Here is a 13,832-nt window from a genome sequence, read left to right on the forward strand (position 1 = left end):
TCTATCTATTTTCTTAAGTGAGCTGGACTATAAGAAGTGGTAGTGATGAAAATAATGGGTTATCCTTTATGTGTTAGTTAAATTGAGGGGAGTAATGAAAATGAAATATTTACAGGTTGTTGTGGGAATTATTAAAGATAAGGCCGGCATGATATTTATTGCTCAGCGTTCAGCGGATTCACACATGGCCAATATGTGGGAGTTTCCCGGAGGGAAAATAGAGGTGGGCGAGACGCCTGAACAGGCGCTAAGCCGTGAACTGATGGAAGAAACGGGTATTTGCGTGGAAAATGCTACCGCCTATGATACTGCCGTTCATGCGGACAATAATCTGCATGTCACTCTGCATTTCTATATTGTCGATCGGTGGCAGGGAACCCCTTATGGCCGTGAAGGTCAGCCGGTTCGCTGGCTGACAGCCGATAAATTACAGGCAGATGAATTTCCACCGGCCAATAAGCCCATTGTTACCCGCCTGCAGGCGGAGGCTATTCAGCAAACTGAATAACCTCATCAGTTATCATGGACCTTAAGTGAAAACCCTGCGTTTTCGGCCCTTAATGTTCATACGGTGGAAGCGAGTCTTCGCTCCAGTCTTCACTTTCGGAGATGCCACCGCCGCTGGCGATACGTTTCTCTTCTGCCGCCCACTCACCCAGATCAATGAGCTGGCAGCGCTTGCTGCAGAAGGGGCGCCACGGGCTTAAATCGTCCCAGATCACCTCTTTGGCACAGGTCGGACAGTTAACGCTGATAACTTCATCTTTATTCATTTGTCAGAACCTCAACAACAGGCGAGTTCAAAATCGAGCCGTGCCGGAACTTCGCCATTTTCACTGTCGAGCGGCAGGAAGCGGATTGCGAAACGACTTTTATGGCCGGAAACCTGAGGATAGAGCGACTCCTCTAACGCCAGCTGCAGACGCAACAGTTCAGCGCCTTCCGCGTTATCCTGGTAAAAACCGTTCAGGCTGGTTTGATTACGGAAACTGCCCGACTGACGAATCAGATCGAGTATCAGCATAAGCGCATCGCGGATCGGACTCAGCGATGCCATCCATATCCCCACCTGAGCATCACGCACAGGTTGTTCCAGGTGCAGCCAGATATGCAGAGTAGGAAGATCAAAGCTACAGCAGCCGCCCGGTATGCTCTGGCGTTGGCGAATCAGCCCGATAAGCCGGTCGTCGCGCAGCAGCTGACCCATTCGTGGCGCAGCCATCAGCACGGTTGACCGCATCTTCAGACGCTCGCGCAGCGCGTTGACCCGCTCCATATCAACGCCGGGAACGTCGGCCCAGGCCTGTAGCTTTTGCTGCTGCTTTTCCAGCTCCTTGATGATTTCGGTGCGCAGCTCTCCGCGCTCAAAGACGTCCAGCAGCTCCGACGCATTGCGAAAGAACGTCAGGGCGCCATGATGATCGGTAATGGTCTGACTTTGCTCCAGCTGCTGGATGAGAAACTCTATACGCAGCCACGTGCGCATTTTTTCGTTTAACGGATACTCAAATAAAACGGTTGTGCTCATACTGTTAATCCTGGTGTGTTGCCTGTGCCAGCTGCCTGTAGCGCCGATCGAGAAGGGCAACGCGGGCGGCCACTGCATCGGGCGAACCGCCGTTATCTATAATGTCATCTGCCACGGCAAGCCGCATGTCGCGAGTCGCCTGAGCAGCAAGAATATGTTCAGCCTGTTCACGGGTAATCCCGTCTCTGTGCATGGTGCGTGCAAGCTGAGTGTCGCGATCGACGTCCACGACCAGCACCCGGTTTGCCAGGTGCTGCAAATTATTTTCGACCAGAAGCGGTACCACCCACAGGCACCATTCTGACTGAGCTTCGCCAAGCTGGCGGCGGGTCTCAGCCTGAATAAGCGGGTGCAGCAGCGCGTTAAGCCAGGCTTTATCACCGGGTGTGCTGAAAATACGTTCGCGCAGCGCGGCACGGTTAAGTGAACCGTCCTGCTGAATCACTTCCCCACCAAATTTCTGCTGGATGGCCACCAGTGCCGCCTGTCCGGGTTCGACGACCTGCCGGGCAATGACGTCAGCATCCACGATATCCACTCCCCTTGCGGCAAACGCATGGGCAACGGTCGATTTGCCACTGCCAATCCCACCGGTAAGGGCAACAGTATAGCGCATAAGGCTTACCTCCCATGGCTTCAGCGTCGCGGGCTGCTAATGCATTAGAAACTCAACGCGACGCCGGGCCAAAACTGCGGCACGGATCACATGACGGGGTTTTGGATAAATTTAGGGGATTGTAGCGTAAATAAAGCTGTTTTCGCAGTCTTGTCGTGGCGTTTTTAGCGCGTATGATAGCGTCACTGGAGCTGGTAGCAGCACCCAATCGACAGATTGCGCCATCAACCAGGAAACATCTCATGCGTATTGAAGAAGATATCAAGTTAGGCTTTAAGGATGTGCTGATCCGTCCTAAACGATCCACCCTCAAAAGCCGCTCTCAGGTCGAGCTAACCCGTCAGTTTACCTTTAAACATTCCGGTGTTGCCTGGTCGGGCGTGCCGATTATCGCTGCGAATATGGATACCGTTGGTACCTTCAGCATGGCGGAAGCGCTGGCATCCTTTGACGTTCTGACCGCGGTTCATAAGCATTACAGCGTGGAGCAGTGGCAGGCGTTTGTCTCTCGCGTGCCTGATAACGTACTACGCCATGTGATGGTTTCAACAGGCACCTCTGATGCGGATTTTCTCAAGCTACAGCAGATTCTGGCGCTTTCACCGCTGCTGAACTTTATCTGTATTGATGTCGCGAACGGCTACTCAGAGCATTTTGTTGAGTTCCTGAAGCGTGCGCGTGAAGCCTGCCCCGATAAAACTATCTGTGCGGGTAACGTTGTTACCGGTGAAATGGTTGAGGAACTTATCCTCTCCGGTGCGGATATCGTCAAGGTGGGCATCGGGCCAGGGTCCGTCTGTACCACGCGGGTCAAAACGGGCGTGGGCTATCCTCAACTCTCCGCCGTGATTGAGTGTGCGGATGCGGCGCACGGCCTGGGCGGACAGATCGTCAGCGATGGCGGCTGTTCCGTTCCGGGAGACGTCGCTAAGGCGTTTGGCGGCGGAGCCGATTTTGTGATGCTCGGTGGCATGCTGGCCGCGCACGATGAGTGTGAAGGCACGGTTGTCGAAGAGAATGGCGAGCAGTTTATGCTGTTCTACGGCATGAGCTCCGAGTCGGCGATGAAACGCCACGTAGGCGGTGTGGCAGGTTACCGCGCAGCAGAGGGTAAAACCGTCAGGCTCCCGGTGCGAGGCCCGGTTGAGTACACCGCCCGGGATATCCTGGGGGGGCTGCGCTCCGCCTGTACCTATGTAGGGGCTGAACGTCTGAAGGAACTGACTAAGCGCACGACCTTTATCCGCGTCGCCGAGCAGGAAAACCAGGTGTTTAACCGCTAAATCTGGTGGGCAATCCAGCCACTGCTGATATAGCCGTTACCTCTGGCCTGTCTGATATTCCCGCCGCCGACGGCGGCGGGAATATGGTTTATCTGCTCGCCTTAGCCGTATTTTACGTTCACTCACGTCCTACGCCCTACGCCCCACGTCTTACGCCCCACGTCTTACGCTCCATTCCTTACACCCCATGCCTTACACCTCACGCCTCATGCTCCATGCCTTACACCCCATGCCTTACACCTCACGCCTCATGCTCCATGCCTTACACCCCACACTATATGCCTCACACCCATGCCCACCCTCATTCTGACCCTGTACTATCCCAACGCATCCCCGAGATTAAACACGGGCAGATACATGGCAATAACCAGCGTCCCCACTATCGCGCCGGTTACGATCATCATCAGGGGTTCAAGTGAAGCAGCCAGCGTATCTGCCAGCTCCTGAGTCGACTGTTCATGAAAATTCGCCAGCCGGGTCAACAGGCTGTCCAGCGATCCTGCTTCTTCGCCTACCTTAATAAGCTGGTAACAGAGCGGAGTGAAGAGAGAGTGCTGCTGTAATGCCTGATTGAGCGGCAGTCCTGAGGAGATATGCTGTTGGATGCCGATGATAGCCTCGCGCCAGAGACGGTGATTCAGGGAGTGTTCCACCGCCTGCAGGCTTTGCAGTAGCGTCAGGCCAGCCTGCTGGGTGAGCGACAGGATGGTAAATATTTTACTGAGCTGGCCGCCCCGATAGAGCCTGCCGGTCAGCGGAATTTTCAGGAGGATCCGCTGAAGGCCCGTCTGCAAGGCAGGCGAGCGGCGGCTGTACCACTTCCAGCAAGCCGCGCCTAACAGGGGCAGGGGGATAAACAGCGCCCCAAAATGTCGGAGCCAGTCCGAAAGCGCGATTACCGCAGCGGTGAACCCCGGCAGCGGCGCATCAAATGCCTGGTAGACGGAGACGAACTCAGGCAGTACCCACACCAGCATTCCCAGGCTGACCAGTAGCGCAACGGCAAGAATAAACAGCGGATAGCGCAGTGCTTTAGCCACTTTTTTTTGCAGCTGCTGCTGCCTCTCCTGTTGCAGTGCCAGCTGGAGACAACACTCGTCCAGCTGGCCGGTCATCTCTCCCACTTTCATCAGGGCAGGGCAGAGCGCGGGAAACACGTCCGGCCAGAGCGCCAGTACGTCCGAAAAGGGCATCCCTTCTGATACGCGCTGCCGTATATGAACGAGCAGCGCGCACCACCCGGCCTCGGCATGGCCGTCCGCAATCAGATTCAGACTGTCCGACAGCGTCAGCCCTGCTTTCAGCAGCGTAGCAAGCTGCCGGTAAAAGCTGGTTTTATGCTGCCACTTCCAGTCTCTGGCACGATAACGACGCCCGGAGGAGAGCCAGAACGGCTGATAGTTTTTTGCGACCAGCAAATCCATCACCTCCTGTCTGGAGTGACAGAAGAAAGCGCCGCGCGTCATTTTTCCCTCTTCATCCAGCGCCTGCCAGCGAAACAGCTGTCGATCAGCCATTTTCCGGCCCTACCACGCGGTTAAGCTCCTCCAGGGTGGTTTCTCCACGATTAACGCAGTGTAATCCTTCCACAAACAGTGAGTTCATCCCCTGTTGTTTTGCTATGGCGGCCAGCTCGTCAGGCCCCTGCTCATTTGCGATCGCGTTCTGCAGGCGGGCAGAAACAGGCAACAGTTCAAACAGCGCAAGGCGGCCATAGAAGCCGGAGCAGCAGTGTTCGCACCCGACTGCCCGCCAGTTTCGCACCGTACCCGGCCATATGGTCTGAGGGAAATGCCCTATGGCTTCAGCGGGTTCCCGGCAGTGAGGGCAGAGACGGCGCACCAGCCGTTGTGCGATAACCAGCTTGAGGGCGGAGGCCACCAAATAGCCCGGAATGCCCATTTGACCAAGCCGCGTCAGCGTCTCCGTTGTTGAATTAGTGTGCAGCGTCGACAGCACCAGATGGCCCGTCTGGGCTGCCTTAATGGCAATTTCTGCCGTTTCAGCGTCACGTATTTCTCCGAGCATGATAACGTCAGGATCCTGTCGCAGCAGGGCGCGCAAAATACGGCCAAAATCGAGGCCAGCCCTGGGGTGGATCTGCGTCTGATTTACGCCGGACAGCGGGATTTCGATAGGATCTTCTACGCTGCATAAATTCCGCTGAGGGTGGTTAAGCCAGCTCAGGCCACTGTAAAGCGTGAAGGTCTTGCCGCTTCCGGTCGGGCCGGTAACCAGAATCAGCCCCTGCGGGCGCGAGAGTATTTCGCGAAAGCGCCGCAGGGATGCTGCAGGCATACCGAGATTTTCCAGCATCACGGACTGACGGCTCCCCTGGAGCAGTCTGATCACGGCTTTTTCACCATATCGCGTAGGCAGGGTCGAGAGCCTGAATGACTCGGCACTGTCATTAAGCTCAAGGGTAAACTGCCCGTCCTGAGGCATGCGACGCTCGGCGATATCCAGACCGGCAAGGATCTTCAGACGTGCGATTAGCGATGCACCCACATCCGCCGGGTGGGTGGGGAGGCTTTGCAGCACGCCATCGACCCTGAGGCGAATGCGGATTTGGTGCGACTGTGGCTCAATGTGAATATCGGATGCCCGCCGCTGAATCGCCAGCTGCAGGAGCTGATCGATACGTTCCGGGGCGGCATCAGCAGGGCCAGCCCGCGCCGATTTTTCATCCTGCGTCCCGGACTCCTGTGCCTGAACATATTGGTCCAGCCGCGCAGGTGGCCAGCTTTCAACCTCAATAGCGGCATGGGTGGCAAAACGCAGGGCTTCCATCATCTCCACCGAAGGATTTTCGGCGACGGCGATGTGCAGGCGTTCGGCGCTCAGCGCTAAAATGACCGCCTGATGCTGGCGACAAAGGGCTTCAATGGCGCTGCGGGAAGAGAGCGCCGTCATTTCAGCTCTCCCGCATCCTCATCATGAAAGCGGAACAGGCTTTCACAGGCTTCTTTGAGGGCTGACTGCTGACTGGTGCAGCTGCGACGCCAGTTCATTAGCCCTTCGGACTCCAGCCACCGTGGGGTCATTACCACGTTCAGACTGGAAAGGCTCTCCTGCCCGGTAAGGGTGATTGTACCCGCCTGGACCGCAACCTTAGCAACATAGCGCGAGCCTTTACCCGCGGGCACGCCATTAACGCCCTCCGCACAGTTAACGGGCCCGCCATGCTCAAGCGCGCACAGCTCGACGGCGGTTTTATAAGGCATGGCGGTTTGCAGCATGTCGGTTAGCGCGGCTTTTTGCAGGTAGTTCTGATAAGCCGGTATGCCGATGGCACTTAAAATAGCGACGATAGCGATGACAATCATCAATTCTATCAGGGTAAATCCTTGTTGCTGTTCCATTGCATCTCTCCTTCGGTGGTGTGGAGGGAAGCGTAATACCGGCAAAAAAGCCTGACTACCTAAAGGTCCTGGATCCTGAAAGCGGGTCTGGATATGTTTTCGACGTTACATGAGGGTTCAAAAAAAAGGGAAGGCAGCGCGCAAAGAGGAGATTAAAGAGGGTGCCCCCCTCTTCGGCGGCCCGAAGAGGGGTAGAATGCAGGAGGATTAACGAAAACGCATTGAGAGGTCGAGGGAGCGGATATGCTTGGTCAGTGCGCCAACCGAAATGAAATCCACGCCGGTGTCGGCAAAGGCTTTAAGCGTTTCATCGGTGACGTTGCCGGACACCTCCAGCAGCGTCCGGCCGTCCGCCAGCTTAACCGCTTCACGCATTTGGTCGACGGTGAAATTATCCAGCATTACGATGTCCGCACCGGCCGCAATCGCCTGGTTCAGCTCATCGATTGACTCAACTTCAACTTCAACAGGGACGTCAGGATGCAGCCAAAACGCTTTTTCAATCGCCTCGCGAATCGAGCCGGTGGCGATAATATGGTTCTCTTTAATCAGGAAGGCATCGGACAGCCCCAGCCGGTGGTTCGATCCGCCCCCGCACTGTACCGCATACTTCTGTGCGGTCCGCAGGCCGGGCAGCGTTTTACGGGTGTCCAAGAGCTGGGTGCGCGAGCCCTTAAGAATAGCCACGTAGCGGCTCACCTCTGTGGCGACGCCAGACAGCGTCTGCACAAAATTGAGCGCGGTGCGCTCAGCGGTCAGGATCAGCGCCGAAGGGCCGGAGACCTCGAACAGCGTCTGGTTTGCCTGAATCGCATCGCCATCTGCTACATGCCAGTTGATGTGGGTTTGATTACCGAGCTGAATAAAGACTTCTTCTACCCAGCGTTTGCCGCAGAAGATACCTGGCTCGCGGGTGATCACCACGGCGTGGGACTGAGCGCCTGCAGGCAGTAAACCGGCGGTGATATCTCTGTCAGGATCCACTTCGCCGCCCAAATCTTCACGCAGGGCTTGCGCAACAACGGGGGGAATATCATCCTCAATGCGGTTTAACAGCTCGGCTCGGCGGCTGTCAGGATCGTAGCGACGGGTCGTCATGATAAATCTCCGAAGAACCAGGGGGGAAGTCGTGCTCATGCTAGCCTGTTTGTTACAGGCTTGCCAGCCACCACCAGGCAGAGGTTTGCCATACATTGAGAGAGTCAGTCTCAGCTCAAGCCGGTGGTGTGCGGTGTCGGAAGGTTGGTTTTCGCAAAAAGAATCATGCTAATCTGGGCGTTACTGGATTAAAGGAGAGTCAGGTATGCAGCTGCAAGCGGGCTGGATCGCCGGAGTGAAGCGGGTTCCCTCGCCACATTTCAATGAACGGCCAGACCAGGAGGTGCCAACGCTGCTGGTTATCCATAATATCAGCCTGCCGCCGGGGGAATTCGGTGGCCCGTGGATAGATGCCTTATTTACCGGTACGCTTGATGCGGATGCACATCCTTATTTTGCCGGGATTGCCGCACTGAAGGTGTCGGCACACTGCCTGATCCGCCGGGACGGTGAGATCGTGCAGTACGTTCCCTTTCACCTTCGCGCCTGGCATGCAGGGGTCTCATGCTATCAGGGACGGGAGGCCTGCAATGATTTCTCTATTGGTATTGAACTGGAAGGAACTGACGTTCAGCCCTATACCGACGAACAGTATGCGTCACTGCAGGCGGTGACGGCGCTGCTGATTGAACGCTACCCGGCCATTGCTGAAAATATTACCGGGCACAGCAATATCGCACCCGAGCGGAAAACCGATCCCGGTCCTGCGTTTGACTGGGCCAGATTCCATGCGACGCAGGTTAAGCGTTCCAGACATTTCCCTGTGGAGGAGTAACGGGCATGACGCTGTTTAGTTTGCTGTTGGTGCTGGGATGGGAGCGCATTTTCAAGATGGGCGAACACTGGCAGCTGGATCATTATCTTGCGGCGCTGTTCCGCGGGCGGCAGCGTTTTTCTCTGCTGCGAACGCTGCTGATGACTGTAGTTGCGATGGCGATTATCGTCGTCTGTTTGCTGGGGCTGAAAGGACTGTTTTTTGGCGTGCCGCAGCTGCTGTTCTGGATAGCGGTTGGGCTGCTTTGCATTGGTGCCGGTTCGGTGCGCCTGCATTATCATGCTTACCTCAAAGCCGCCAGCCGCAACGACACCCGCGCGCACAACGCGATGGCCGAAGAGCTGACGCTCATCCACGGTATCCCGATTGATTGCGATGAGCGCGAATATCTTCGCGAACTCCAGAACGCGCTGCTGTGGATTAACTTTCGCTATTATCTGGCCCCGCTGTTCTGGTTTGTAGTAGGCGGCCCCTGGGGGCCGGTGCTGCTGGTCGGCTATGCGTTTCTCCGCGCCTGGCAAAGCTGGCTGGCCCGCCATCACTCGCCCCTGGAGCGATCCCAGTCGGGTGTAGATGCCATCCTCCACGTTGTTGACTGGCTTCCGGTTCGCCTGGCCGGGGTCGCCTATGCGCTGTTAGGACACGGGGAGCGCGCGCTACCCGCCTGGTTTGCCTCCCTGACCGACAGGCATACCTCACAGTACCAGGTACTGACGCGGCTGGCGCAGTTTTCCCTTTCCCGCGATCCGCACAATGATAAGGTCGAAACGCCTCGCGTAGCGGTATCCCTCGCTAAAAAGGTGTCGCTGGTGGTGGTGGTGGTCGTGGCGCTGCTAACGATTTACGGCACGCTGGTTTAACGTGTCATCCGCAGGGGGAATGCCAAATACCGGCAGCCCGTTCTCCCAGCCGAAGCTTTTGATGCGCGTATGGCGGTTGGGATCGTAAAGCGGGTCACCTTCGATTTCCGTATAGTTACGTGCGTGATAAACCAGCAGATCCTCGCCGGTTTCGGAAACGGTAAAGCTGTTGTGGCCTGGCCCGTACTGCTGGTTTTCCCAGCTGGTGGTGAAAACCGGAATGGGCGATTTCTGCCAGTTAGCGGCTATCAGGGGATCGGCCTCCGCGTCGATCCACAGCAGACCCATACAGTAATTTTCATCGGTGGCGCTGGCGGAGTAACTGACAAATAGCCGGTTGCCATGACGAATGGCCGCCGGTCCTTCGTTTACGCTGAAGCCTCTGCACTCCCAGTCATACTCCGGCTTGCTCAGCATGACCGGCTCGCCTTTGATTGACCAGGGGGAATCCAGCTCGGCCAGATAGAGGTTAGAGTTGCCGGGAATCTGCGGATCTTTCTGTGCCCACAGATACCAGTTTTTCCCCTGATGAACGAAATGGGTGGCATCCAGCGCGAAGCTGTCGATCGGGACCCTGATCTGCCCGCACTCGCGCCATTCTCCGCTGAGCGGATCCTCTGACGTACAGGCAAGGGCGAACATCCGGTGCTGAAACAGCCCGTCCTTAATCGTGCGGGTCGGTGCAGCCGCGAAGTAGATAATCCAGGTGCCATCAATTCGGTGCAACTCAGGTGCCCAGATCAACTCGCTCATTGGACCCTGAGAATGTTTGCGCCATACCACAACCGGTTCAGCGTCGGCCAGCCCGGTCAGCGTGCTGGCGCGGCGGATCTCCAGCCGGTCATACTCGGGAACCGAGGCGATAAAGTACCAGGTGTTATCGACATGCAGAATAAAAGGGTCGGCGCGCTGTTCTATCAGCGGGTTTGGCCAGCGGTTTAGCGTCATTATGCAGTTCCTTCCGGTTTAATCGTGGCTTTACCGTCGCGGTAATCGTTGAGTTCCTGAAAATTATGGCGGCGTTTTTCCAGCTCAAGCTGGATACGCTGCATCATTTTCCTGTCAACCTTCAATAACCTGACCACGCCAGCAGTAATAAGGTAGCCCACGCCTGGGATCACGGTGAAGAGCAGTACGATGCCGTTGAGCGCTTCCGGGCTTTGGGCTTTGGCGCCAGCGCTGTAGCCATACCATGAAAGAAGGAAACCGACCATTGCACCGGCCACGGCCAGGCCAACCTTAAGAAAGAACAGGTTTCCCGAGAAGCTGATGCCGGTAATGCGCTTGCCGGTTTTCCATTCGCCATAATCATCCACGTCGGCCATCAGCGACCAGTGCAGTGGGGAAGGGATTTGATGCAGGATGTTCAGTACAAAGTACATCACCACCACCAGCAGGGTAGCCTGCGGATCGAGGAAGTAGAATCCGCTGGAGAAAATCGCCAGCACGATGTTGGTCCAGAAAAAAACCTTAAGCTTGCACCAGCGGTCCGTAAGGACTTTAGCCAGCGTGCTGCCGATCATCATGCCGATTACCCCGAGGCTGATAAACAGCGTAGCAAAGTGCGTACTCTGTCCCATAACCCAGGTGACGTAATACATGGTGGCCGCCATGCGGATAAAGCCGGGGCAGACGTTGCAAAAGGTCAGCAGCAGAATGCGAACCCACTGGTCGTTTTTCCAAACGTCCCTCAGGTCGGCTCGCAGATCGTCGTTGCTCGGCACTGCCGGGCGAATGCGCTCGCGTACCGTCGCGAAACAGAATAAGAACATGCACAGGCCAATGAGCGCCAGCACGCTCATCGCCATCTGATAGCCACGCGCTTTATCTTCGCCGCCAAACCATTCGGCCATCGGCAGCAGCGTCAGGGAGAGGATCAGGGTCGCCACGCCGACCATCACAAATCGCCACGACTGGCAGGAGACGCGTTCACCAGGATCGTTGGTGATGACGCCGCCAAGGGAGCAGTAGGGGATATTGATGGCGGTATAGGTGAGCGACATCAGGAAATAGGTGGCGAAAGCGTAAATAACCTTATTGTCATAGGTCCAGTCCGGCGTGGTGAACATCAGCACGCTGAACAGCACGTAGGGAAGCGATATCCACAGTAGCCAGGGGCGAAAGCGACCCCAGCGGCTTTGCGTACGGTCAGCAATAGCGCCCATTATGGGGTCGGTGACCGCATCCACCACCCTGACCGACAGCAGTAATACCCCGACCAGCGCCGGTGCCAGCCCGAAAACATCCGTATAGAAATAGTTAAGAAACAGCATGATTGCGCCGCCGATCATATTACAGCCGGCATCGCCCATCCCGTATCCCAGTTTCTCTTTGATTGAAAGCGCCGTGCCATTCATGGATATTTCTCCGTCTGAATCTTAGCAGGCATTATTTATGCAACAGCACAGACTTACGCTGGCTGAATGCGTCACAGACATGGACGAAAAGGCTGTGGACAGGAAAGTGTGAGAAGGATAACACTTAGCCGCGCGGGCGGATCGCGAAGGGGATATTGATAAGCAGGGCAGGATAAAGAGCGGGAAAACAGCGTGCCGACGGGCGGTGTGAATCGCCGGGCCTGTCGGCCCGGCCGTGTTATATCATCCGGCTTTTTGCAGCCGGTTTTTCAGCATGAAACCTACCGCCAGAATAGCGATCCAGACCGGGATCAGCCAGACGGAAATCGCCATGCCGGGCGTTACCGCCATAATGACCAGAATTGCTGCCATAAATAGCAGGCAGATCCAGTTTCCTACGGGATAAAACAGCGCCTTAAAACGCGTCTCAACGCCCTGTGCATCCTTCCTGCGGCGAAACTTAAGATGTGCCAGGCTGATCATCGCCCAGTTAATCACCAGGGCAGAGACCACCAGCGCCATCAGCAGACCAAAAGCTTCCCCCGGCATCAGGTAGTTAATCAGGACGCAAATGGCGGTCGCCGCCGCAGAAACGCCGATGGCGACAAACGGCACGCCGCGACGGTCTAACTTCATCAACGCCTTAGGACCATTGCCCTGCTGCGCCAGTCCGAAAAGCATACGGCTGTTGCAATAGACGCAGCTGTTATAGACCGAAAGGGCCGCGGTCAGAATCACGACGTTAAGCGCATTGGCGACCAGGGAATCACCCAGGTCGTGGAAAATCATCACGAACGGGCTGGCACCACCAATCACTTTGGTCCAGGGATAGAGCGACAGTAACACCGTCAGCGAGCCAATATAGAAAATCAGGATGCGGTACAGCACCTGATTGGTGGCTTTGGGGATACTTTTTTCAGGATCGTCCGCTTCCGCGGCGGTAATGCCCACCAGCTCAAGCCCGCCGAAAGAGAACATAATCACCGCCATCGCCATTACCATGCCGGTGATGCCGTTCGGGAAGAAGCCGCCCCGATCCCAGAGGTTGGAAACGGAGGCATCAGGCCCGGCGTGACCGCCAAACAGCAGCCACGCACCAAAGACGATCATGCCGATTACCGCTGCCACCTTGATGATGGAAAACCAGAACTCCATTTCGCCGTAGACTTTCACGTTAGTCAGGTTAATGGCATTGATAATAAAGAAGAATACCAGCGCGGAGATCCATGTCGGGATCTCCGGCCACCAGTACTGGATGTATTTACCTACGGCGGTCAGTTCCGCCATGGCAACCAGTACATAGAGGATCCAGTAGTTCCAGCCGGAGGCGAAGCCTGCGAAATTGCCCCAGTATTTATAAGCAAAATGGCTGAAGGAACCGGCGACCGGCTCCTCCACGACCATTTCACCCAGCTGGCGCATGATCATAAAGGCGATAAAGCCGCCGATGGCATAGCCCAAAAGCACCGAGGGGCCAGCCATTCTGATCGTGTCTGCAATTCCCAGAAAAAGGCCTGTCCCGACGGCCCCGCCCAATGCGATAAGCTGGATGTGCCGGTTTTTAAGCCCGCGCTTCAGCGTCTCGCCCTGCTGTTGTTCCATAGTAAACCTCGTTATCCGTTATTTTGTTAACCAAAAGGCTAACTCTGTAATCCGTTGCTTACAGAGAGCGTATTTAAATTGATACAGTCTCATTCAAATTAAAATCAGCCTGATGCTACCGTGGCGACAAGAATAATGATAAGCAGCCGCCAATGCACTCGCTTTCTTTTGCGGTGAGAAGAAAGATCGAATCGAGAGCAGGCTCAGCCCCTTCGTTTCTGCCATAAACGGATCGAAATAACGAATAGCATTCCCTTATGGTCGATGAGGAAAACGAGACCAGGGTCCGATTTCGGGTGGTTGCTATATGGACATCACGTGAATACTTTGTTACTTTACGGACACCTTTTT

Annotated in this window: 14 protein-coding genes; 4 read left to right on the forward strand and 10 right to left on the reverse strand. The window is 55.8% G+C overall.

The annotated features are described in order from the left end of the window. Positions 1-100: 100 nt before the first annotated feature. Positions 101-508 carry an 8-oxo-dGTP diphosphatase MutT gene (gene mutT, locus AAGR22_RS04405; RefSeq protein ID WP_345830520.1) on the forward strand — a complete coding sequence of 136 codons (408 nt, stop codon included), beginning with the start codon at positions 101-103 and terminating at the stop codon, positions 506-508. A 49-nt stretch (positions 509-557) separates the two neighbouring features. Here the strand turns inward: mutT and yacG are convergent, their stop codons facing one another. Genes yacG through coaE form a run of 3 tightly spaced genes read right to left on the reverse strand, consistent with a single transcriptional unit; the run spans position 558 to position 2,144 of the window. After that, complete coding sequence (gene yacG, locus AAGR22_RS04410) at positions 558-773, reverse strand: DNA gyrase inhibitor YacG (protein ID WP_067706764.1); 216 nt, start codon at positions 771-773, stop codon at positions 558-560. A gap of 11 nt (positions 774-784) precedes the next feature. Then, a complete protein-coding gene (gene zapD, locus AAGR22_RS04415; protein WP_345830522.1) occupies positions 785-1,528 on the reverse strand; it encodes a cell division protein ZapD in 744 nt (247 codons plus the stop codon). 4 nt (positions 1,529-1,532) lie between these two features. Next, positions 1,533-2,144: a dephospho-CoA kinase gene (coaE, locus tag AAGR22_RS04420; protein ID WP_345830523.1), complete on the reverse strand. Its 612-nt coding sequence runs from the start codon at positions 2,142-2,144 to the stop codon at positions 1,533-1,535. A 242-nt stretch (positions 2,145-2,386) separates the two neighbouring features. Between coaE and AAGR22_RS04425 the strand changes: the two genes are divergently transcribed. Next, on the forward strand, positions 2,387-3,427 hold the full coding sequence (locus AAGR22_RS04425; protein WP_067706752.1) for a GMP reductase: 1,041 nt from the start codon (positions 2,387-2,389) through the stop codon (positions 3,425-3,427). A 317-nt stretch (positions 3,428-3,744) separates the two neighbouring features. On the opposite strand, the gene hofC is transcribed toward AAGR22_RS04425, so the two are convergent. The 4 genes from hofC to nadC all read right to left on the reverse strand — a co-directional run bounded on the left by hofC (position 3,745) and on the right by nadC (position 7,887). Continuing rightward, on the reverse strand, positions 3,745-4,944 hold the full coding sequence (gene hofC, locus AAGR22_RS04430) for a protein transport protein HofC (protein ID WP_345830526.1): 1,200 nt from the start codon (positions 4,942-4,944) through the stop codon (positions 3,745-3,747). Then, positions 4,937-6,340, reverse strand: a complete 1,404-nt coding sequence (gene gspE, locus AAGR22_RS04435) for a type II secretion system protein GspE (RefSeq protein ID WP_067706745.1) — start codon at positions 6,338-6,340, stop codon at positions 4,937-4,939. Before gspE ends, hofC begins: the two co-directional genes overlap by 8 nt. Beyond that, entirely contained in the window at positions 6,337-6,789 is a 453-nt protein-coding gene (gene ppdD / locus AAGR22_RS04440) for a prepilin peptidase-dependent pilin (protein ID WP_345830528.1), read from the reverse strand. Before ppdD ends, gspE begins: the two co-directional genes overlap by 4 nt. Before the next feature lie 207 nt (positions 6,790-6,996). Further along, positions 6,997-7,887, reverse strand: coding sequence for a carboxylating nicotinate-nucleotide diphosphorylase (gene nadC / locus AAGR22_RS04445; protein WP_067706739.1), 891 nt, complete (start codon positions 7,885-7,887; stop codon positions 6,997-6,999). 205 nt (positions 7,888-8,092) lie between these two features. Here nadC and ampD point away from each other — a divergent pair, with 205 nt between their 5' ends. After that, on the forward strand, positions 8,093-8,662 hold the full coding sequence (gene ampD / locus AAGR22_RS04450) for a 1,6-anhydro-N-acetylmuramyl-L-alanine amidase AmpD (RefSeq protein ID WP_345830531.1): 570 nt from the start codon (positions 8,093-8,095) through the stop codon (positions 8,660-8,662). A 5-nt stretch (positions 8,663-8,667) separates the two neighbouring features. After that, positions 8,668-9,522: a beta-lactamase regulator AmpE gene (gene ampE / locus AAGR22_RS04455; protein ID WP_345830533.1), complete on the forward strand. Its 855-nt coding sequence runs from the start codon at positions 8,668-8,670 to the stop codon at positions 9,520-9,522. Here ampE and AAGR22_RS04460 read toward each other — a convergent pair. The 3 genes from AAGR22_RS04460 to aroP form a co-directional block, all read right to left on the reverse strand. Further along, on the reverse strand, positions 9,496-10,470 hold the full coding sequence (locus tag AAGR22_RS04460; RefSeq protein ID WP_345830535.1) for a family 43 glycosylhydrolase: 975 nt from the start codon (positions 10,468-10,470) through the stop codon (positions 9,496-9,498). The two genes, ampE and AAGR22_RS04460, sit on opposite strands and share 27 nt — an antisense overlap. Beyond that, positions 10,470-11,879, reverse strand: a complete 1,410-nt coding sequence (locus AAGR22_RS04465; protein WP_067706725.1) for an MFS transporter — start codon at positions 11,877-11,879, stop codon at positions 10,470-10,472. Before AAGR22_RS04465 ends, AAGR22_RS04460 begins: the two co-directional genes overlap by 1 nt. 243 nt (positions 11,880-12,122) lie before the next feature. After that, entirely contained in the window at positions 12,123-13,481 is a 1,359-nt protein-coding gene (aroP, locus tag AAGR22_RS04470; protein WP_345830537.1) for an aromatic amino acid transporter AroP, read from the reverse strand. Positions 13,482-13,832: the final 351 nt, after the last annotated feature.

It is taken from the genome of Erwinia sp. HDF1-3R (assembly GCF_039621855.1).
Lineage (GTDB): Bacteria > Pseudomonadota > Gammaproteobacteria > Enterobacterales > Enterobacteriaceae > Erwinia.

Excerpts from the sequence above, each read along its gene's own strand:
- mutT (WP_345830520.1), top strand. The coding sequence starts at position 101 with ATGAAATATTTACAGGTTGTTGTGGGAATTATTAAAGATAAGGCCGGC.
- yacG (WP_067706764.1), bottom strand. The coding sequence starts at position 773 with ATGAATAAAGATGAAGTTATCAGCGTTAACTGTCCGACCTGTGCCAAA.
- zapD (WP_345830522.1), bottom strand. The coding sequence starts at position 1,528 with ATGAGCACAACCGTTTTATTTGAGTATCCGTTAAACGAAAAAATGCGC.
- coaE (WP_345830523.1), bottom strand. The coding sequence starts at position 2,144 with ATGCGCTATACTGTTGCCCTTACCGGTGGGATTGGCAGTGGCAAATCG.
- AAGR22_RS04425 (WP_067706752.1), top strand. The coding sequence starts at position 2,387 with ATGCGTATTGAAGAAGATATCAAGTTAGGCTTTAAGGATGTGCTGATC.
- hofC (WP_345830526.1), bottom strand. The coding sequence starts at position 4,944 with ATGGCTGATCGACAGCTGTTTCGCTGGCAGGCGCTGGATGAAGAGGGA.
- gspE (WP_067706745.1), bottom strand. The coding sequence starts at position 6,340 with ATGACGGCGCTCTCTTCCCGCAGCGCCATTGAAGCCCTTTGTCGCCAG.
- ppdD (WP_345830528.1), bottom strand. The coding sequence starts at position 6,789 with ATGGAACAGCAACAAGGATTTACCCTGATAGAATTGATGATTGTCATC.
- nadC (WP_067706739.1), bottom strand. The coding sequence starts at position 7,887 with ATGACGACCCGTCGCTACGATCCTGACAGCCGCCGAGCCGAGCTGTTA.
- ampD (WP_345830531.1), top strand. The coding sequence starts at position 8,093 with ATGCAGCTGCAAGCGGGCTGGATCGCCGGAGTGAAGCGGGTTCCCTCG.
- ampE (WP_345830533.1), top strand. The coding sequence starts at position 8,668 with ATGACGCTGTTTAGTTTGCTGTTGGTGCTGGGATGGGAGCGCATTTTC.
- AAGR22_RS04460 (WP_345830535.1), bottom strand. The coding sequence starts at position 10,470 with ATGACGCTAAACCGCTGGCCAAACCCGCTGATAGAACAGCGCGCCGAC.
- AAGR22_RS04465 (WP_067706725.1), bottom strand. The coding sequence starts at position 11,879 with ATGAATGGCACGGCGCTTTCAATCAAAGAGAAACTGGGATACGGGATG.
- aroP (WP_345830537.1), bottom strand. The coding sequence starts at position 13,481 with ATGGAACAACAGCAGGGCGAGACGCTGAAGCGCGGGCTTAAAAACCGG.